Source organism: Janthinobacterium agaricidamnosum (genome assembly GCF_003667705.1).
Taxonomy (GTDB): domain Bacteria; phylum Pseudomonadota; class Gammaproteobacteria; order Burkholderiales; family Burkholderiaceae_D; genus Janthinobacterium.
On sequence record NZ_CP033019.1, the window covers coordinates 5,666,732 to 5,685,768 of the forward strand.

The window sequence follows — 19,037 nt, forward strand, 5'->3', positions numbered from 1 at the left end:
AGCATGACCAAGAATGAAGCCATGAAACGCATCAACGACCGCCTGGGCAAACCCACGCTGACGGACAAGAACACGCATTTTGCCAGCGTCGCCAGCTATGGCACGGACGAAGGCTGGTGGCTGAAGATCCCCTTCCTGACGTTCAAGCAGGAATTGCACTTCATCCTCAACAACGAAAAGACGAAGAGCTTCCAGCACCTGAAGATCGGCGCCAACCAGATTCTCAGCCCGGGCATGAAGTTCCGCAGCACGGGCGGCGCGGCCGACGCCTTCATGTCGGCCTCGGCGCCGAAACGCCTGATCGACTTGCTCGACGGCGGCAGCAAGTACAACTTTACAAAACACTTCGTCAACGACTACCGCTACTAAAACACCTGACCAAACCTGCTGCGCGGCGCGCTTTGCGGCCTGCGATGCTCACCGGCTCGGCGCCCCCGTACAAAAGTACGGTTGCGCTTCTTGGCCACAAATCACTGCCGCTCGCTACGGTTTTGTCAGGTGCTCTTGGCGTTGTTAGTTTTCCCTTGGAGGCAGCCAGGCCCTGAGCAAATGTTGGGCGATGTCGAGCGCGTCATCGCGGCTGGTGCCAAAGTGTAAAGGGTAGCCCCAGAACTGGCCGAACATGACGGCAAAGGCCTTGCCGGCCAGGCGCTTGGCGGCGCTCGGTTCGACCAGCACCATGCCCTGGATATACGCACGCAGGGCAGCCTTGTGCCGTTTCATCCACAGCACGGCGCGCTTGCGCTCTTCCTGCGGATGGTCATGCCCATCCTCGTCCAGGCCTTCTTCGCTGAGAATCACAAACGCTTGCTGGCGCGCCAGCAAGTCCTCGAACTGGCTGAACAAGGCATCGTCGGGGCCGCTGGCGGCGTTGTCGCGGCGCATCCAGACGAGGGGGAAATCGGTGATATCGAGTTGCATGGGGGACTCCTTCAAGGGGGTTGCCGTTTCTCCTCACCTTCATCAGAACACGGGCGGCGGCGGTTGCCGTTGAAGCGGGGCTGCGGATAGCCATACGATACCGATGACGGCGCCCGACGTCATTGCATACAATAGCCACAATATTATTCAATCCAGCCAAAGTCATCCCATGCCCCATCCCCTCTTGCCCAGCATGCTGACGGCCCATCTGGGTCTGGACGACGATGCCTCCATCCTCGATTTCGACGTCGACGGCGTGCTGCGCCCCTTGCTGGCCGTGGGCCTGGCCAGCGTGCCAGAGGATGCGGAGCAGGCGCCGCACCAGCACCGCAAGGGGCAGCTGCTGTACGCCACGCGGGGCGTGATCCATTGCGAAGTAGAAAGTGGAGTGTGGATCGTGCCGCCCCAGTGCGCCGTGTGGATACCGGGCGGCCTGATGCATTCGGCGCAGGGCGTGGGCGAGGCCGAGTGCTACTGCCTGTTTATCGAGCCGGCCACGGCGCCGGCCTTGCCGGCCATCTGCTGCACCGTGGCTGTCTCGCCCCTGTTGCGCGAACTCATCACCAAGGCGGCCGGTTTTCCCACCCTGATCGCGCTGCAGGGCGCGCAGGAACGCCTGGTGGCCACCCTGCTCGACGAATTGGCGGTCGCGCCCGTGGAAGACTTGCATCTGCCAATGCCGCGCGATGCGCGTTTGCGCCGCCTGGCCGCCCTGCTGCTGGCGCAGCCAGCCGATAAAAGCACCCTGGCCGAGTGGGCCAGCCGCATCGGCATGAGCGAGCGCAGCATGACCCGGCTGTCGCTGGAGGAAATGGGCATGAGCGTGGGCGGCTGGCGCCGACAACTGCACGTGATCCTGGCCTTGCAACGGCTGGCGCAAGGCCACAGCGTGAAAGCGGTGGCGCTGGAACTCGGTTATGAAAATACCAGCGGTTTTGTCACCATGTTCCGCAAGGCCGTGGGCAAGCCGCCGGCCCGCTACCTGGCGGAACGGGAATCCGGGCGCGCATGAAAAAAGGCGGCATATGCCGCCTTCGTCCCGCATCGTCGCCGAAAATCAGACTTCGCGCGCCAGGGCCAGAAATTCCGTGCGCAGCGCCAGGTTCGGCTGCATCTCGCCCAGCATGGCCGAGGTGATGGTTTCTTCGCCCGGCGTGCGGATGCCGCGGCTTTCCATGCACAGGTGGCGGCAGCGTACGACCACGCCCACCGATTTCGGTTCCAGCACTTCCATCAGCGCATTGGCGATCTGCATCGTCATGCGTTCCTGCACTTGCAGGCGCTTGGAGAAGCAATCGACGAGGCGCGTCAGTTTCGACAGGCCGACGATCTTGCCGTTGGGCACGTAGCCGATGGTGGCCTTGCCGAAGAACGGCGCCAGATGGTGTTCGCAGTGGCTGTAGACGGGGATGCCGCGCACGACGATCAGCTCGTTGTACTGTTCCGCGCCATCTTCAAAGGCTTTCAGCAAGTCCACCGGGTCCTGGCCATAACCGGACGTCCAGTGCTTCCACGCCTTGGCCACGCGCGCCGGCGTTTCCAGCAAGCCAGGACGCTGCGGATCTTCACCAAAGCTGCTGATCAGCCGGCGCCAGTCGTTTTCGGAGAATTCTTCTTGAGACATGCTAAACCACCCTAAAATTTTCAATTGCCGCCAGTATATAGAAAATGCGGCAGGCTGCCTGAGCAGCCCCTGCTTTTCCCGCTACGCCGGCGGCCGGTGCGCGCTCACCAGCAGCGCGGAGATCGACACGCTCGAACTCGGTTCCGGCCACGCATCGCCGGGGCCGAACCAGCGCGCCTCGGCGATCTCGTTCTCGTCGAGGCGGACCTCGCCATCGAGATAATCGGCTGTAAACGCGATCATCAGCGAATGGGGAAACGGCCAGGACTGGCTCATGAAGTACTGCAAGTTATGCACGCGCAAGCCCACCTCTTCCATCACTTCGCGGTGCACGGCTTCCTCGATCGATTCGCCCGCTTCCAGGAAACCGGCCAGCGGGCTGAAGCGCTGCGATGGCGAATTTTTATGCATCGCCAGCAACACCTGGTCGCCCTTGCGGATGAGCACCATCATGGCGGGCGAAATGCGCGGGTACGCGAGCATGCCGCAGGCGGCGCACGTAAAGCAGCGTTCACCGCGCGTGCGCTGCATGGGCGTGGCGCACACGCCGCAATGGCGGTGCGTGCGCGCCCATTCGGCCAACTGCACGGCGCGGCTGGCCAGGCCCAGGAAGTCATCGTTGACGGCGTTGAACAGCGAACGCATGCCGTGATACGCCAAGCCGCTATCGGCGGGCAACAACTCCGCATCCGTCCAGACCGTCTGACAATAGCGGCCCTGCCACCAGCCCACGGGCTGGGCGCGGCTCAGGTCGATATCGAGCACTGCCACCTCGGCGGCAGTGGGCAGGGTCAGCCCGGGCATACGCAACAGCAGGCGCCCGCGGTGAAAGACGAATGTCAGCGTCTCGGTGGCGGCCGGGGCCGGTTCGGGCGTGTCGATCAGGGGGACGAAGGCAGGGGGAGTGTGCAGCATGTGCTGGGAAGAAATTTGTAAAGGTTGCTCATCATACTCCCGCTGCCAAACGCTTGCGCGCATAGCAGCGCCCGGACTGCAAAGCAAGCATTCATGAGCCATGCGCGTGTTTTTTTTGCGCTAAGTCCAATCCGTTGCGTAAACGATACTGATAACGATTCTCATTTACGAAATAGCGCCCAGTTATTACAATACCGCCTATTCCGTCTCCATCGCCAGCCACTTGCCCGCGTGCCCAAGCACTGCGGCGCAGAGCCAGCCAGGAACCACCACCCTGAACTTATCGAGAGAGCAAGATGGCAATCAAGAGCCGCAAACACGCCCCAACCCGTTTCAACCAGCACATCGGCGCCGCCCTGGCCGTGATGCTGCTGCCCGTCGCCGCCCAGGCGGCCGACCCGGCCGGCCAAAGTGCCCCGGCATCGCAGCAAACCCTGAACGAAATCAAGGTCGTGGGCTCGAAGGAAAATGATTTCAAGGCCGAAAAAGCCTCGTCGCCGAAATACACGGAAGATCTCGTCAACACGGCGCAAACCATCGTCGTGATCAAGAAGGAATTGATCGAACAGCAAGGCGCGCTGACCCTGACGGACGCGCTGCGCAACACGCCCGGCGTCGGTACCTTCTTCCTCGGCGAAAACGGCAACACGAACACGGGCGACGCCGTCTACATGCGCGGCTTCGATGCCTCGGGCAGCATCTATGTCGATGGCGTGCGCGACGTGGGCTCCATCTCGCGCGACGTCTTCAACATCGAACAGATCGATGTGCTGAAGGGCCCGGCGGGCACGGACAGCGGCCGCGGTTCGCCGACCGGTTCGATCAACCTGGTCAGCAAGACGGCCACCATGGAAAACAAGTTCAATTCGCTGCTGACGGCCGGCAGCGGCAAGCAGAAACGCGCCACGGCCGACTGGAACCGCATCATCGACGCCGATTCCGGCACGGCTTTCCGCCTGAACCTGATGACGCAGGACAGCGGCAATCCGGCGCGCGACGAAGTCAAGAACAAGCGCTGGGCCTTCGCGCCTACCGTCACCTTCGGCATCGGCAAGCCGACGCGCATCACGGCCAGCTACCTGCACGTAGATCAAAATAACGTGCCCGACGGCTTCGTACCCACCATCGGCCTGCCCGGCTACAGCACGCCGGACAGTATCACGCCGACGAACAAGGTCATCCGCACCTTCCTGAATAGCGCCGCCAAGGTCGATCCAAAGAATTTCTACGGTTCCACCGCGGACCACGACAAGGTCAAGGCCGACATGGGCACCTTGCGCATCGATCATGATTTCTTGCCCAACGTGCAGATTCAGAACACCACGCGCTACGGCAAGACCAAGCAGGATTACCTGTTGACGGCCTTCATGGGCAGCACCGCCAACCTGAAGACGCCGGTGGCCACCGATCCGTCGACCTGGACCCTGGCGCGCTCGCTGCGCACCGTCAAGGATCAGGAAAACACGATTCTGACCAACCAGACTGTGGTCAGCGCGCAATTCGATACGGGCGTGCTCAAGCACTCCGTGGTGGCCGGCGCCGAATTCACCAGCGAAAAGCAGACCAACTACAGCTATGTGCCTGCCAGCCTGGGCACCATGCCGGACGCCAATCTGTACCATCCGAACCCGCGCGACCCCGTCACCGGCTACCAGCCCGTGCGCAGCGGCGCCTACAGCCAAGGCGAAGTCAACACGCAAAGCGCCTATGTCTTCGACACCATCAAGTTCGGCGACAAATGGATCTTCAACGGCGGCGTGCGCTTCGACCATTTCAACACCAGCTATGACTCCGTCACCCTGCAGACGGCCGTCGCCGCAGGCCAGGTGCAAAAACTGCCGGTAGGCACGCCTATTCCTGTTCACATCACCCTGAACGACACCTTCGCCAACGGCAAGATCTCGGCCCTGTACAAGCCGACGCCGGACAGCAGCGTGTATGCGCTGTGGGCCACCTCGAAGGCGCCGCCGGGCACCAACTTCACGCTGAGCACGGGCGCCAGCAGCGCGCAAAATCCGATGTATGATCCGCAGGAAACCACCACCAAGGAAATCGGCACCAAATGGGATTTCCTGAAACAAAAACTGTCGCTGTCGGCCGCCGTCTACCAGACGGACGTGAAAAATGAAGTAGAGCAAGATCCCGTCGACCTGATCTACTATCAGAATGGCAAGAAACGCGTGCAGGGCGTCGAAATCGGCATGGTGGGCGAGATCATGCCGAACTGGCTGGTCAGCGCCGGCTACACGCGCATGAATACCAAGGTCGAGTCGGGCAAGGTCGTCACGGCCAGCGGCATCAATAACCTCAGCTACACACCGAAACAGGCGTTCACGGGCTGGACCTCGTACACCCTGCCCTTCGGCCTGAAGATCGGCGGCGGCGCGCGTTACGTGGGTGAAATGCTGCGCGGCACCGATGGCGCCGTCGGTACGCCGGCCCGCGTGGATGCCTACTGGGTCTTCGACGCCATGGCAACCTACACCGTCAACAAGAACCTCGACTTGCAGTTGAACGCCTACAATCTGGCCGACAAGACCTATGTGGCAGCCATCAACAAATCCGGCTTCCGCTACACGCCAGGCCAGCCCCGTTCGTTCAGCCTGACGGCGAATATCAAGTTCTAACATCTAGAGAACACGCATCGCGTCACATCAAGCCCCTCTTCGGAGGGGCTTTTTTATTGTCCTGATAATCTTGTCTTTTTGGCGCACCGCCGCCCTGCCGCGACTAGCGTATGAAAAGTCATACAGCGATGCGCTTGCGCGTCCAATATTTCGCGCAAACGTGCAAAGTTGCAACATCTAAGCAACAAAAAAGCTTCCTCAAATCAACAACTTAAGAAGTTAGGTTCCAAATTCCCATTTCAGGCATATCCTTTGCTATGTACAGGTTTTGCTGCAAATAATCGCTGGCACGCAAGGGCTTGTTTTTGAGAAATATTGACTCCAAGCTTGAGTTGCTCGCAATCAATAATCCGCTCACAGCGGCGTTTCACCGGAGGAGTCATAATGAAAAAGAAACGGCCATTAACCCTGTACATCCTGATTGCCATGATCCTCGGCATTGCCGTCGGTTATGGATGCCATTCCGCTTTCCCCGATGCGGACATGAGCAAGCAAATCGCTGGCAATATTTCCATAGTCACCGACGTCTTCCTGCGCCTGATCAAGATGATCATTGCGCTGCTGGTGTTCTCCACCCTGACGGTCGGCATCGCCCACATGGGCGACGGCAAGACAGCCGGCCGCATCGGCCTGAAAGCCATGTGCTGGTTCGTCGTCGCCTCGCTGGTCTCGCTGGCGCTGGGCATGGTGCTGTCGAACCTGATGCAGCTCGGTACCAACCTGGGCTTGCCATTGCCGGACGTACACGCTTCAACGAATCTGAAAACGGCCGCCTTCACCTTGAAAGATTTCTTCACGCACCTGGTGCCGAAATCGCCGATCGAGGCCATGGCCAACAATGAAATCCTGCAAGTGCTGGTGTTCTCGATCTTCTTCGGCGGCGCACTGGCCGGCCTGGGCGAATCGGGCAAGACCCTGACGGCCGTCGTCGACCAGCTGGCGCAAGTCATGCTGCGCATCACCGGCACCATCATGAACCTGGCCCCACTGGCCGTGTTCGCTGCAATGGCCTCCGTCATCACCACGCACGGCCTGGGCGTGCTGGTCACCTTTGCCAAGTTCATGGGCGGCTTCTACCTGGGCCTGATGTGCCTGTGGGCCCTGCTGATCGGCGCCGGCTTCGTCGTCATCGGCCCGCGCATCTTCAAGCTCGTCGGCCTGATCCGCGAACCGTTCCTGCTGGCATTCTCGACGGCCAGCTCGGAAGCGGCCTATCCAAAACTGCTGACGGCGCTCGACCAGTTCGGCGTGGACCGCAAGATTTCCAGCTTCGTGTTGCCGATGGGCTACTCCTTCAATCTGGACGGCTCGATGATGTACTGCACCTTCGCCGTGCTGTTCATCGCGCAAGCCTACGGTATCGACCTGTCGATCGGCACGCAGATCACCATGCTGCTGCTGCTGATGCTGACCTCGAAAGGCATGGCCGGCGTGCCGCGCGCCTCGCTGGTGGTGATTGCCGCGACCCTGAACCAGTTCAATATTCCGGAAGCGGGCCTGCTGCTGCTGATGGGCGTCGACCAGTTCCTCGACATGGGCCGTTCGGCCACCAACGCGGTCGGCAATGCCGTCGCCACGGCCGTCGTCGCCAAGTGGGAAGGTGGCCTGGCCACCGAGGAAGAAGCAGCCGCGGCCAACGCGGCCAACCAGAACACGGAAAGCCATTGGGGCGAAGCGGATCACGCTAGCAAAGCCTGATAGCGCCATGGCCCGCCACAAGCGGGCTATTTATTTGTTGTCCATGTTGAGTAACAAGCAGTCAGGTAGTGCGATCAGTAGTCATTCCAACTTATTAGAGAGATTTTCATGAAAAAAGTCCTGTTTACCCTGCTGACCCTCGGCGCAGCCTCCACCGGCGCCATGGCCCAATCGAGCGTGACCGTCTATGGCGTGGCTGACGCCGGCCTGGTGTTCGACAAGGATGCGGCCGGAGACCGCCTGAACCGCGTCGCTTCCGGCGTCGCCTCGGGCTCGCGCATCGGCTTCAAAGGCAAGGAAGACCTGGGCGGCGGCCTGGCCGCTACCTTCGTGCTGGAAAGCGGTTTCAATATCGATACCGGCACCTCGGGTCAGGGCGGCCTGCTGTTCGGCCGTCAGGCGTATGTCGGCCTGACCGGCAGCGCCGGCGCCGTCACCCTGGGCCGCCAGTACTCGCCGTACTACCTGGCCCTGCGCGACGTGGCCGATCCGTTTGTCATCGGCCTGGCCGGCACGGCGTCGAACCTGATGGTGACGAATATCCGCGTCGATAACATGGTGCAATACAGCACGCCGACCTGGAGCAAACTGTCGGCCGACCTGGCGTACGGCTTTGGCGAAGTGGCCGGCGACAACGCGAAAAACCGCAGCATGGGCGGCGCCGTGCATTACATCGATGGCCCGCTGAACGTGACCCTGACGCACCACCGCAAGGAAAATGCGCTGGCGACCCAGCAAACGCGCAACACCCTGCTGGCCACGCGCTACGACTTTGGCGTGCTGCAAGGCAACTTCGGCTACGCCGACAACCGTGCCCTCGACAACAGCAAGAGCAACGACATCCTCGTCGGCTTCAGCGCCCCGTTCGGCGCCACCAAGCTGGTCGCCTCGTACATCCGCCACAACGACAAGAGCAACCTGAACCGTGATGCCCAGCAGTGGGCCATCGGCGCGTTCTACTCCCTGTCCAAGCGCACCGACCTGTACACCGGCTATGGCCACATCAGCAACAAGAACGGCGCCACCTTCGTCGTCGGCAACGCCACCGACAATGGCACCGGCAACAGCGGTTTCAACCTCGGTATGCGTCATACGTTCTAAGGACGTCGGCCAAAATCTACTGCGCGGCGCGCTTTGCGGCCGGCGATGCTCACCGTACTAAAGTACGGTTGCGCTTCTCGGCCACAAATCACTGCCGCTCGCTACGATTTTGTCGGACGTCGAAAGGTCCGTGAAATAAATGCGTAAATGCGCAGGCCGCCGGATGCATGTCCGGCGGCTTTTTTTTATGTTGAGACACATCAAGATGCGATACTGTGGGTTCTTGCAAGTTGGCAGCTGATTTTATGAATAGCAGTAACAAACCCACCCTTTCCTGGCGCCAGCGCCTGTCGCAACGGTCGGGCCGCGAAACGCTGGCCTGGGGCGTGGTGCTGGCCGCCTGCCTGGCCACCGTCTGGCTCGTGTATTTCTGGACGGAACGCATCGCCATCGGCAAACTGCAGGCAAGCGGCGCGCAGCGCCTCGAAGTGTATGTGAGCAGCCTGGAAAACGCGCTGGAGAAATACGACTTCCTGCCCAAGACCCTGGAACTGAACCGCGACGTGATCCGCCTGCTGCAACACCCGGAAGACCCGGTGCTGGTCGACACCGTCAACCATTACCTCGAGCAGATGAATGCCCAGGCGAAATCCTCGACCATTTTCATCAGCAACCTCGACGGCAACACGCGGGCGGCCAGCAACTGGCAGGGGCCGGACAGCTTTATTGGCGACAACATCTCGTTCCGCCCCTACGCCCAGGATGCCTTGCGCGGCACGCCGGGCCGCTTTTATGGCGTGGGCACGACGCGGCTGGAGCCCGGTTACTTCTTTGCCCACGGCATCTACCAGAATGGCCACATGCTGGGCCTTGCGACGGTGAAGGTGAACCTGGAAACCCTGGAAAAACGCTGGGTACAGGGCGCCGACAAGGTCATGCTGGCCGACGAGCACGGCGTGATCTTCCTCAGTTCCATGGCGGACTGGAAGTACAAGACCCTGGCGCCGCTGTCGCCCGCCGTCGTCGAAGAACTCAACCGCACGCGCCAGTATTACTCGAAGCAGCTGGAAGCCATTCCCTTCGTTTCCGACCGCCAGCTGGGCAATGGCGCGCGCGTGATCAGCGTACGCGAACAGGAACATGCCGACACGCCACCGAAGACCAGCTCGAGCGTCATGACGCAGATCAAGCTCAAGTCGCCGCAAGGCTGGACCTTCATTTACCTGTCCGACCTGGCGCAGGCGAAAGCCAGTGCGCGCGCGGCGGCCGCCTTCTCGTGCGTGCTGCTGGGCTTTTTCATGCTGCTGTTCTTTTACCTGCGCCAGCGCCGCGCGGCCGTGGCGCAAAAACTGCGCGCCCGCGAAGACTTGCAGCATGCCTACGACAACCTGGAAGCCATGGTCGAGGAACGCACCTCGGAACTCAATGCCATGACGCAAAGCCTGAGCCAGGAAATCGAGGTGCGCAGCAAGGCCGAACAGAAACTCCACATCACGCAGAATGAACTTTTCCAAGCAGGCAAGATGGCCGTACTGGGACAGATGTCGGCCAGCATCACGCATGAACTGAACCAGCCGCTGACGGCGCTGCGCACCATGTCCGACAATGCCGTCATTCTGCTCGAGCGGGGGCGGCTCGACGATGCGCGGCGCAACTTGGCGAAGATCTCGCAAATTGCGGCCCGGATGGGAACCATTACGGGCCAATTGAAGATCTTTGCGCGCAAATCGACGACCAGCCTGACTTCCGTCTCGATCCCTACGGCGATCAGCAACGCCCTGTTCCTCGTCGAGCGCAGGCTGCAGGTGGAAAATGTGCGTTTTACTTTGCAACTGCCGCCCGAGGATATCTTCGCCATGTGCGAAAGCAACCGCCTGGAGCAGGTGCTGGTGAACCTGTACGCCAATGCGCTCGACGCCATGAACGGCAGCGAGGTGCGCAGCCTGCGCGTGGCCGTCGAGTGCACGCCCGAGCACGTGCTGATCCACGTGGCCGACACGGGGCCGGGCCTGTCGACGGAAGTGTATGAACACCTGTTCGAACCGTTCTTCACGACCAAACCGCAAGGCCTGGGACTGGGTCTGGGGCTGGCCATTTCCGAACAGATCACGCGCCAGTTCGGCGGCGTGCTGCGCGCCGAAAACGCCCCGGGCGGCGGCGCCATCTTCACCATCGAACTACAGATTGCAACGCAGGAGGAAAAACATGTTTGACGGCTTGAAGGTCTTGCTGGTCGAAGACGACCCCACCGTACGCGAAGGCAGCGAGCAGGCATTGCAACTGGCCGGCCTGGACGTGCTGGCCTTCCACTCGGCCGAACTGGCCTATAAACTGCTGACGCCCGATTTCCCCGGCATCGTCGTGAGCGACGTGCGCCTGCCCGGCATGAGCGGCCTGGAATTGCTGCAAGCGGTCAAGACGCTCGACGCCAACCTGCCCGTGATCCTCGTCACGGGCCACGGCGACATCACCATGGCCGTGCACGCCATGCGCACGGGCGCCTACGATTTCATCGAAAAACCGTATTCGTCCGACCAGCTGGTCGACGTCATCCTGCGCGCGCTGGAAACCCGGCGCCTGACCCTGGAAGTGCACAGCCTGCGCCGCCAGCTCGAGGACGGCGGCGGCATCGAAGCACGTTTATTGGGCAATTCCGTGGCGATGCGCGACATACGACGCCTGATACTCGACGTTGCAGACGAACCGGCCGACGTGCTGATCTATGGCGATACGGGCACGGGCAAGGAAATGGTGGCACGCTGCCTGCACGACTTCAGCCACCGCCGCAAGCACAACTTCGTCGCCGTCAACTGCGGTGCGATTCCTGAAAGCATATTCGAAAGCGAAGTCTTCGGCCACGAACCGGGCGCATTTACGGGCGCGGCCAAGCGGCAGGTGGGCAAGATCGAGCACGCGGACCAGGGCACGTTCTTCCTCGATGAAATCGAAAGCCTGCCCCTGTCCCTGCAAGTGAAATTGCTGCGCGTGCTGCAGGAACGCTATATCGAACGCCTGGGTTCGAACGTGCCCACACCCGTTGACGTGCGCGTCATCGCGGCGGCCAAGCTGGACCTGGAAGACTTGTCGCAGCAGCAGAAATTCCGCAGCGACCTGTATTACCGTTTGAATTTGATCGTGCTGCATCTGCCGCCGCTGCGCGAGCGGCGCGAGGATATTCCCATCCTGTTCGAGCACTTCGTGCTGGCCGCCGCCGCCCGCTACAACCGCGCCGCGCCCGTCGTCTCGAGCGCCCAGATGCGCAACCTGATGGCCCATTCCTGGCCCGGCAATGTGCGCGAATTGCGCAATATCGCCGACCGCTTCGTGCTGGGCATCGCCGGCGGCGCCTCGAGCCTGCTGGCGAGTGCCCAGCCCAGCCCGTTGTCGCTGGCGGAGCAAGTGAACGGCTTCGAACGCGCCCTGATCGAACAGGAACTGCGCGCATATGCGGGCAACGTCAGCGAAGTGAGCACGGTGCTCGGATTGCCGAAACAAACCTTGTATCACAAGATGCAGAAGTACAACCTGGTGGCGGAAGAATTCCGCTAGGCGTCTGGAGAGAGGCGAAGCGATTCAAAAAAGCAACAAAATATTGCCGAATGGTATATATTGTTTCTTTTTGATAATTTTTAAAGCCAATGAAAAAACCTGCTTTCCTCTTTTCCCTGTTGCTCTGCAGCGCCAGTTTTGCCCAGGATACCGCCACCACCGAAGCACCCGCCGCCGAAGCGGCCAGCGCGCCAGCGGCGCCGGCAACATCGGCCATCAGCCGCCTGCGCCTGTTCGGCCAGAATGGCGCCACGGCCTTCCTGTACCGCGACAGCAGCTGCATCCGCGGCATGTTCAGCGATGGCGTGGAAAAGGCCAGTGGCGGCATGAGTTCCGCCTTCGGTTCCCTGATTGGCAGTGTCAGCAATACCAGCCTGGGCATCCCGGAAACGGAAACGTCGAAAAACCTGTCGCGCAAGGATGGGATTTTCTCGAAAGCCTATTTCCGCGAATACGAAGTTCCAGCCGACAAGCCAAGCAGCCTGCGTATCGGCTTCCAGGACGTTTCGCCATTTTATGTGGTCAACGGCATCAACTATGAAACCGTCTCGCCCAGCTGCAGTGGCGACATCACCTTCACGCCGCGCGCGGGCGAAGATTACGAAGCGGCGTTCTCGTGGGAAGGCAAGCGCTGCAGCATCAGCATCAACCGGGTGATCGCCAAGGACGGCAAGACGGAACTGGTGCCTGTGCCCATCACGCGCGCCCCAAGCTGCTAAGCAACATCAGGCGGCCCGACGAATCCCGTGCGCAAGGGCGTGACCCAGTCGGGCCGGCCGTTGGCCAGCGCCAGCCGGGCCGCCGTTTCCCAGTCGTACGCGACGGCGTGAAAGTGCGCCGTCCAGGCGCCATCGGCGCCCTGTTCCGCGATGGCATAGCGCGCGTGCGGCGTGCCGTTTTCCATCACGTGCGGATAGCCGTGGTCGTCGTCGTAGGCCTGCAAGCCCACGCTGCCCGGATTGACGATCAGCCGTCCATCGGCCAGGCGCACCTGGCGCGGCATGTGCGTGTGGCCGCACAGGATCAAGGCCGCATCGGCCTCGCCGGCCCGTTCGGCCACCTCCTGCGGCGTGGCGGCGCGGCTGCCTTGCGGCGTGACGCTGTCGAGAAAATACACGAGATCGCTTGCCGGCGTGCCATGCACGAGCAGCACGTCTTTGCGCAGGCGCAAGGTGGCGGGCAGCGCCGCGATCCAGTCCAGTTGCTCGGGTAATAGTTGCGCGCGCGCAAAAGCGTCGGACACGCCCATGCGGGCCGGGTCGCCGAACAATTGGCGCTCGTGGTTGCCGCGGATGGTGGGCAAGCCGAGCCCCATCAGGCGCGCCGCCGTGGCGCGCGGCTGCAGATGGCCCGAGACGATATCGCCCAGATTGACGGTCACGTCCACGTCACGCCGGGCGATGTCGTCCAGCACGGCCTCCAGCGCATCGAGGTTGCCGTGGATATCGGAAATGGCGGCGATTCTCATGTTCCCTCCTGTGCGCCCCATTCTGCGCGCGTCAGACGATACAGGCAATGGGTGCGCAATGCGTGTCCTGGCGGCAGGGCCGGATGCTCGAAGGTAGCAGCATCGCGACGCATGCCCAGGCGCGCCATCAGGGTGCTCGAGCGCACGTTGGGCAAGGCCGTGAACGAGACGATCTCCGGCAGTTGCAAACGCTCGAAACCAACCTGCAGGGCGGCGTGCGCCGCTTCCTGCGCGTAACCTTGTCCCCAGTAATCGAACGCCAGACGCCAGCCGATTTCCACGCATGGCGAGCACGGCAATTGCGCGTCGGGGCTATGCAGCCCCGTCATGCCGATGAAGGCATTGTTTTCACGCAAGGTTACCGCCCATAAACCCCAGCCCCGCCCGGCGATCAATCCGCTGCAGCGCCGCGCCATGGCGTCGCTGGCGTTGCGCGACAGGGCCGTCGGGAAATATGCCGTCACGCGGGGATCGGCATTCAGCGCCGCGAACGGCGCCAAGTCGCTGTCGCGCCATTGGCGCAGCAGCAAACGCGGTGTCGCCAGCTCGATGATTGCTTGCATCGTTTTCCTCTCCTCTAACCAGGACTTACATGTGGTAGGACAAATCCGACGGTAATTTGCGCCGTGCGGCTACGTAATTCAAAAGTAACAATTGCTACCATTTCCTCATTGCACTGTTGCCCAAAACGTCGCGACAGTTTTCACTTTATTTTGAGGAGTTACCCCATGTCTGTCATGTCCGTGTCCACCCGCCTGTCCCCACCACGCCCGCACCACCTCGCCTTGCGCGGCGCCATGATGCTGGGCGTGCTGGGCATTGCCACGGCGGCCGCCACTGCACGGGCCGAGCCATCGCCCACGCTGGACCGTGTCAGCATCTCGGTGGGGGCGTTTTCCGCCGATCCGCGCATCAATATCGGCGCCGACACGCAATTTGGCCGCATCGACGCGCCCGAATCGAAGCAAAGCCATACGACCATCCCGCGCATCAAGGCGGACTTGCTGATCGGTGACCGCCATGGCCTGGCATTCGACTACTACCGCTACGACAAATCCTACACGCCAAGCCTGACGGGCGAGACCATCATCAATGGCCAGCCCGTCACGGGAACGGCCACGGCAAATGCCGATCTGAAGCTGGACCTGGCCAAGCTGGCCTATAAATGGTGGCTCGGCAGCGGCAACGACACCTTGGGCATCGGTCTGGGCGCCGCCTATTACCATGCCAACCTGAACGGCACGGCCACCGGCGTCGTCAATGGCGAAACGGCCACGGCGCGCGATTCCATCGGCGAGCACGCGTTTGCGCCGCTGCTGGAAGTGGGCTGGCGCCATGCCTTCACGCCGGATTTGCGCATGTATGCGGAAGCGTCGGGCATCAAGAAAAACGGCGGGCGCATCAACGGCCACATCTACGGCGGCAATATCGGCGTGGAGTGGTTCCCGTTCAAGAATATCGGTTTCGTGGCCGACTACGGCATCTCGAAAATCAAGCTGCACCGCGACAGCGAACGCGATGCCGACCTGAACATCCGCCTGACGGGACCGTCGGCATATGTGAAAGTACGCTTCTAAACCGGCTCAGGCCGCCGGTTTCAGCAAAGTCAGCTGGAACTGCGGCAAGTCCGGATCCTCGTACGCCTCGATCCTGGCAAACGGCAGGCGCGCAAATGCCTGCCGCCAGAACGCGCAGGCAGCGGCATCGGCGCGGAACGTCGCCACCAGCCACGTCTGCTCGCTGCCCAGCAGCACGCGGCGCACCACTTCCAGCGCCACGCCCCGGCGCCGGTACTTCTTCAAAATAAAGAAGTCGCTGAACTCCTGCACCGGCAGCTTGCCCGCCACGCCAGGCTCCGTGATGAAAAAGCCCGCCAGCGCACCATCGACCTCGATCCAGACGGCAGTATGCGCGGGCGCATGCACATACTCGGCCAGCCCGGCATCGCACACATCGTAGCGACCGTCGGCCAGCACGTCTTCACCGCTCCAGGCGGTATTCTCATAGCAGTACAGCTGGAACAGCCGCGCCAGCACCCCTTCTTCGCCGGGCGCAACGGCGCGTAATATCATGTTCTGTGCGACTGGCATGGTCCCGTCTTTCCGACGCCTGGCGTCGCTGAAAATAGCGAGTGTAGCACCACCCCCTGCTGCATTCCAGCGCTGCATTGCCACGCCAACAGGCGCGCTATCGGTGACAGCGCGGCCTGTTTTTTCTGCGCGGTCAATACCTCAACGGTACACGAGACCACCATCGATCAGCGGCGCCTGGCCCGTCATGTAATCGGCGTCAGGCCCTGCCAGGAAGGAAACGAGTCCCGCCACGTCATCGGGCGTCTCGGCGCGTCCCAGCGCGATGCCGTCCACAAATTTTTTATACGTCGCACCCAGCTCGGCGCCTGTCACTTCGGCCATGCGCTTGTCGATCTCGACCCACATGTCCGTGCCGACGACGCCAGGACAATACGCGTTGACGGTGATGCCGTCGGCCGCCAGTTCCTTGGCCGCCGCCTGCGTCAGCGCGCGCACGGCAAACTTGGTGGCGCAATACACGCCCAGCAGAGCAAAGCCGTCATGCCCGGCGATGGAGCAGGCATTGATGATCTTGCCCTTCTGCTTGCGCTTCTTGAAGGTCTTGGCGGCCGCCTGGATGCCCCAGAGCGTCCCTTGCACATTGATGCGCATGATGCGGTCGACCTCTTCCGGCGTGACGTCGAGCAGCGGCTGCACTTGCGCGATGCCGGCATTGTTGACGATGATGTCGAAGCCGCCCAGTTCCTGCTCGGCAAACGCCACCGCCGCGCTCACCTGATCGAGCTGCGACACGTCGGCAATGAAGGTGATGGCGCGGCGCCCCAGCGCGCGCACTTCGGCGGCGGCCGCGTCCAGTTTTTCCTGGTGCAGGTCGACCAGCGCGATATCGGCGCCATCCTTGGCCAGGCGCAAGGCGATGGCCTTGCCGATACCTTGCGCGGCACCCGTGACCAGCGCGACTTTTCCGGAAATACCCATTCTGCGTTCCTTTCAATACAGGGAAGAAGAGCTGCAAAACCGGTCCGGCGCAGCGGCGCCCGCAGCCAGTTCCGCATCGAAGAGACGCTTCAGCCTACCCGAAAATCGTATTTCGCCGCATCTTGAAACGTGCGCGGCCAGAAAAACTACATAGGTCAAGAAAGGTGAAAAAACCGTCCTCGAACTGGCCATACGCGCGCTGCCGTACAGGCGCATGGCAACCGCTGGCGTAACATGGACGGCATCGCCACCGTCTGCTTATTCATCCACGTTCAAAGGAAATGCCATATGCTGCGTCGTCACCTGTCCCTTTGCCCCGGCCTGCTGCTGGCGGCCCTCGTGTTTGCCACGCCCGCCTGGAGCGCCGACCCTGTCCACAAGGAAACAGTGGAATTGACGGCAGGCAAAGCCGCGCGCAGCGTGAAAGGCAAGATCAAGGGCTACGCCACGGCCGAATATACGCTGACAGGCAAGGCCGGCCAGACCCTCAGCGTCAAGCTGAAAACCAATCAGGCGTCGAATTACTTCAACATCCGCCAGGCCGGCCAGGAGGAAGCCCTGTTCATCGGCTCGACCAGCGGCAACAGTTACCAGGCGAAACTGCCAGCCGATGGCGAGTACACGGTGCAGGTGTATTTGATGCGCAACGCGGCGCGCAGGAATGCGGTAGCCAGCTACAGTCTGGAGATGGGCTTGCGCGATTAGGCAAGGGAGTCCGCGCGGTCGATGCGGGCCGCATAACAGCCCCGCTTGGCATTGTGGACGTGGATATAACTGACGTCCGCATTGCCGAATAGTCGTGCAATGACGGCCTCGATGGCGGTGCCTTCCACCACATCGGCATCGAGCATCATGCCGTCGGCGCAATAGGCACGCAGCGACAACAAACGCCGCCGCATCGATTCCGGTACTTGATTGATGGCATCGTACACTTGCGTGGCGCCCTCGCGGACAAAAATGGCGTGGCAAGCCCGGTAAGGCGTCATGGCGGGCTGGCACACATGGTTCAACAACAGCACGGTCTCGCCCAGCGGGGCGTCCTCCAGCGTTATACGGTCAGGAAATCCGGGGTATTGGTCGACCACGTAGCGCCGCATGCCGAGCGCCGCCAGCTCGGCATCGGATAGGAAAAAAAAGGGCAGAAAGGGCTCGGGCGACAGCCCCGTAATGCGAAAATCCATGCTGTTCTCCGGCGTCGTCAAAAACACCATCAGACCAGCATCGGGACAGCGCCGCCATCCGCTTCTTGCGATCGAATGTCAGCATGCGCCCCCGCATCGCCGTCTACAGCCCGTGCCCATAAAAAAAGCCTGCTTCACGGATGAAGCAGGCTCTTTATCGACAGTGTCTGACGCCAGGCGTCAGAACGGAATGTCGTCATCCATATCCGAGAAGTTCGGCGCTGGCTTCGGTGCCGGGCGTGGCGCCGGTGCCGGAGCTGGACGCGGGGCTGGCGCCTGGCGCGGGGCCGGGGCGTCGTAACCGCCGCCACCGCCACCACCGTAGCTGTCATCGCCACCGCCGGCGTCGCCGCCCATGCCGGAACGGCCGCCCAGCATTTGCATCTGTTCCGCGATGATGTCGGTCGCATACTTCTCGACGCCGTCCTTGTCCGTGTATTTACGGGTTTGCAGACGGCCTTCGACGTAGACGGACGAGCCTTTTTTCAGGTATTGGCCGACGATTTCCGCCAGGCGGCCGAAGAACGAGATACGGTGCCACTCTGTCAATTCTTTTTGTTCGCCCGTGTTGCGGTCCTTCGATTTGTACGAAGTGGCCACGGCGATGTTGGCGATCGCGTCGCCGCTAGGCATGTAGCGGATTTCCGGGTCACGGCCCAGATTGCCGACGATGATGACTTTGTTGACTGATGCCATGAATAACTCCTGATGAACTGCAGCGGGAGCCGGTGTCCCGCGCGTTAGTTTAGTGTACTAAACGAGGATTATAAGCGACCACGCGACGCAAAGCACCCGCTTTCTGGCGGACGCCATCTCCCGTGCGGTGGCACGTTTTTTTCACGGCAGAGGAAAACAAGAAACTTGAATACTGGTATTATATACAGTATTCAAACGTCAGTACGCATCTGCATCAAACTTTGTCAGGGCACGTTCGCCCGGCGGCGCAATCCGCCCATGGACGCCTCAGGCATGCAGAGCAAAACCCGGCTATAGTTACAGGTT

Annotated in this window: 19 protein-coding genes; 10 read left to right on the plus strand and 9 right to left on the minus strand. The window is 61.5% G+C overall.

All coding sequences use genetic code 11. From position 1 onward, the window contains the following. Positions 1–3: 3 nt before the first annotated feature. Positions 4–369, plus strand: coding sequence for a hypothetical protein (locus D9M09_RS25615; RefSeq protein ID WP_070224789.1), 366 nt, complete (start codon positions 4–6; stop codon positions 367–369). Positions 370–513: 144 nt separating this feature from the next. Here D9M09_RS25615 and D9M09_RS25620 read toward each other — a convergent pair whose 3' ends face one another. Beyond that, on the minus strand, positions 514–921 hold the full coding sequence (locus tag D9M09_RS25620) for a hypothetical protein (RefSeq protein WP_070224790.1): 408 nt from the start codon (positions 919–921) through the stop codon (positions 514–516). Between the two features lie 193 nt (positions 922–1,114). Between D9M09_RS25620 and D9M09_RS25625 the strand changes: the two genes are divergently transcribed. After that, on the plus strand, positions 1,115–1,933 hold the full coding sequence (locus D9M09_RS25625; protein WP_070292012.1) for an AraC family transcriptional regulator: 819 nt from the start codon (positions 1,115–1,117) through the stop codon (positions 1,931–1,933). Between the two features lie 45 nt (positions 1,934–1,978). On the opposite strand, the gene folE is transcribed toward D9M09_RS25625, so the two are convergent. After that, complete coding sequence (gene folE, locus D9M09_RS25630) at positions 1,979–2,545, minus strand: GTP cyclohydrolase I FolE (RefSeq protein WP_035822985.1); 567 nt, start codon at positions 2,543–2,545, stop codon at positions 1,979–1,981. A gap of 81 nt (positions 2,546–2,626) precedes the next feature. Continuing rightward, positions 2,627–3,460 carry an NAD(+) diphosphatase gene (nudC, locus tag D9M09_RS25635; RefSeq protein ID WP_121670677.1) on the minus strand — a complete coding sequence of 278 codons (834 nt, stop codon included), beginning with the start codon at positions 3,458–3,460 and terminating at the stop codon, positions 2,627–2,629. A gap of 296 nt (positions 3,461–3,756) precedes the next feature. On the opposite strand from nudC, the gene D9M09_RS25640 reads away from it, so the two are divergent. The 6 genes from D9M09_RS25640 to D9M09_RS25665 all read left to right on the plus strand — a co-directional run bounded on the left by D9M09_RS25640 (position 3,757) and on the right by D9M09_RS25665 (position 13,094). Then, positions 3,757–6,087 carry a catecholate siderophore receptor Fiu gene (locus tag D9M09_RS25640; protein ID WP_070224792.1) on the plus strand — a complete coding sequence of 777 codons (2,331 nt, stop codon included), beginning with the start codon at positions 3,757–3,759 and terminating at the stop codon, positions 6,085–6,087. 384 nt (positions 6,088–6,471) lie between these two features. Beyond that, positions 6,472–7,785, plus strand: a complete 1,314-nt coding sequence (locus D9M09_RS25645; RefSeq protein ID WP_070224793.1) for a dicarboxylate/amino acid:cation symporter — start codon at positions 6,472–6,474, stop codon at positions 7,783–7,785. Positions 7,786–7,893: 108 nt separating this feature from the next. Next, complete coding sequence (locus tag D9M09_RS25650; RefSeq protein WP_070291925.1) at positions 7,894–8,886, plus strand: porin; 993 nt, start codon at positions 7,894–7,896, stop codon at positions 8,884–8,886. Positions 8,887–9,131: 245 nt separating this feature from the next. Further along, entirely contained in the window at positions 9,132–11,039 is a 1,908-nt protein-coding gene (locus D9M09_RS25655; protein WP_121670678.1) for a sensor histidine kinase, read from the plus strand. Then, positions 11,032–12,375, plus strand: a complete 1,344-nt coding sequence (locus D9M09_RS25660) for a sigma-54-dependent transcriptional regulator (RefSeq protein ID WP_121670679.1) — start codon at positions 11,032–11,034, stop codon at positions 12,373–12,375. Before D9M09_RS25655 ends, D9M09_RS25660 begins: the two co-directional genes overlap by 8 nt. An 89-nt stretch (positions 12,376–12,464) precedes the next feature. Next, on the plus strand, positions 12,465–13,094 hold the full coding sequence (locus D9M09_RS25665; RefSeq protein ID WP_121670680.1) for a hypothetical protein: 630 nt from the start codon (positions 12,465–12,467) through the stop codon (positions 13,092–13,094). Here D9M09_RS25665 and D9M09_RS25670 read toward each other — a convergent pair. Together D9M09_RS25670 and D9M09_RS25675 are read right to left on the minus strand one after the other, a co-directional pair. Continuing rightward, a complete protein-coding gene (locus D9M09_RS25670; protein WP_121670681.1) occupies positions 13,091–13,843 on the minus strand; it encodes a metallophosphoesterase family protein in 753 nt (250 codons plus the stop codon). The two genes, D9M09_RS25665 and D9M09_RS25670, sit on opposite strands and share 4 nt — an antisense overlap. Next, positions 13,840–14,406, minus strand: coding sequence for a GNAT family N-acetyltransferase (locus D9M09_RS25675; protein WP_121670682.1), 567 nt, complete (start codon positions 14,404–14,406; stop codon positions 13,840–13,842). The genes D9M09_RS25670 and D9M09_RS25675 overlap by 4 nt, the downstream gene beginning before the upstream one ends. Positions 14,407–14,571: 165 nt before the next feature. On the opposite strand from D9M09_RS25675, the gene D9M09_RS25680 reads away from it, so the two are divergent. Continuing rightward, positions 14,572–15,420, plus strand: coding sequence for a hypothetical protein (locus D9M09_RS25680; protein WP_083287363.1), 849 nt, complete (start codon positions 14,572–14,574; stop codon positions 15,418–15,420). Positions 15,421–15,426: 6 nt separating this feature from the next. On the opposite strand, the gene D9M09_RS25685 is transcribed toward D9M09_RS25680, so the two are convergent. Further along, positions 15,427–15,933 carry a GNAT family N-acetyltransferase gene (locus D9M09_RS25685; RefSeq protein ID WP_162995795.1) on the minus strand — a complete coding sequence of 169 codons (507 nt, stop codon included), beginning with the start codon at positions 15,931–15,933 and terminating at the stop codon, positions 15,427–15,429. 141 nt (positions 15,934–16,074) lie between these two features. Continuing rightward, positions 16,075–16,854: an acetoin reductase gene (locus tag D9M09_RS25690; protein ID WP_070291911.1), complete on the minus strand. Its 780-nt coding sequence runs from the start codon at positions 16,852–16,854 to the stop codon at positions 16,075–16,077. 288 nt (positions 16,855–17,142) lie between these two features. Between D9M09_RS25690 and D9M09_RS25695 the strand changes: the two genes are divergently transcribed. Next, positions 17,143–17,559 (plus strand): hypothetical protein, encoded by a 417-nt coding sequence (locus tag D9M09_RS25695; protein ID WP_070291905.1) that lies wholly within the window; start codon positions 17,143–17,145, stop codon positions 17,557–17,559. Here the strand turns inward: D9M09_RS25695 and D9M09_RS25700 are convergent. After that, positions 17,556–18,065 (minus strand): DUF1203 domain-containing protein, encoded by a 510-nt coding sequence (locus D9M09_RS25700; protein ID WP_205602307.1) that lies wholly within the window; start codon positions 18,063–18,065, stop codon positions 17,556–17,558. The two genes, D9M09_RS25695 and D9M09_RS25700, sit on opposite strands and share 4 nt — an antisense overlap. A 150-nt stretch (positions 18,066–18,215) precedes the next feature. Beyond that, positions 18,216–18,731 (minus strand): single-stranded DNA-binding protein, encoded by a 516-nt coding sequence (gene ssb, locus D9M09_RS25705; RefSeq protein ID WP_034754418.1) that lies wholly within the window; start codon positions 18,729–18,731, stop codon positions 18,216–18,218. Between the last annotated feature and the right edge of the window lie 306 nt (positions 18,732–19,037).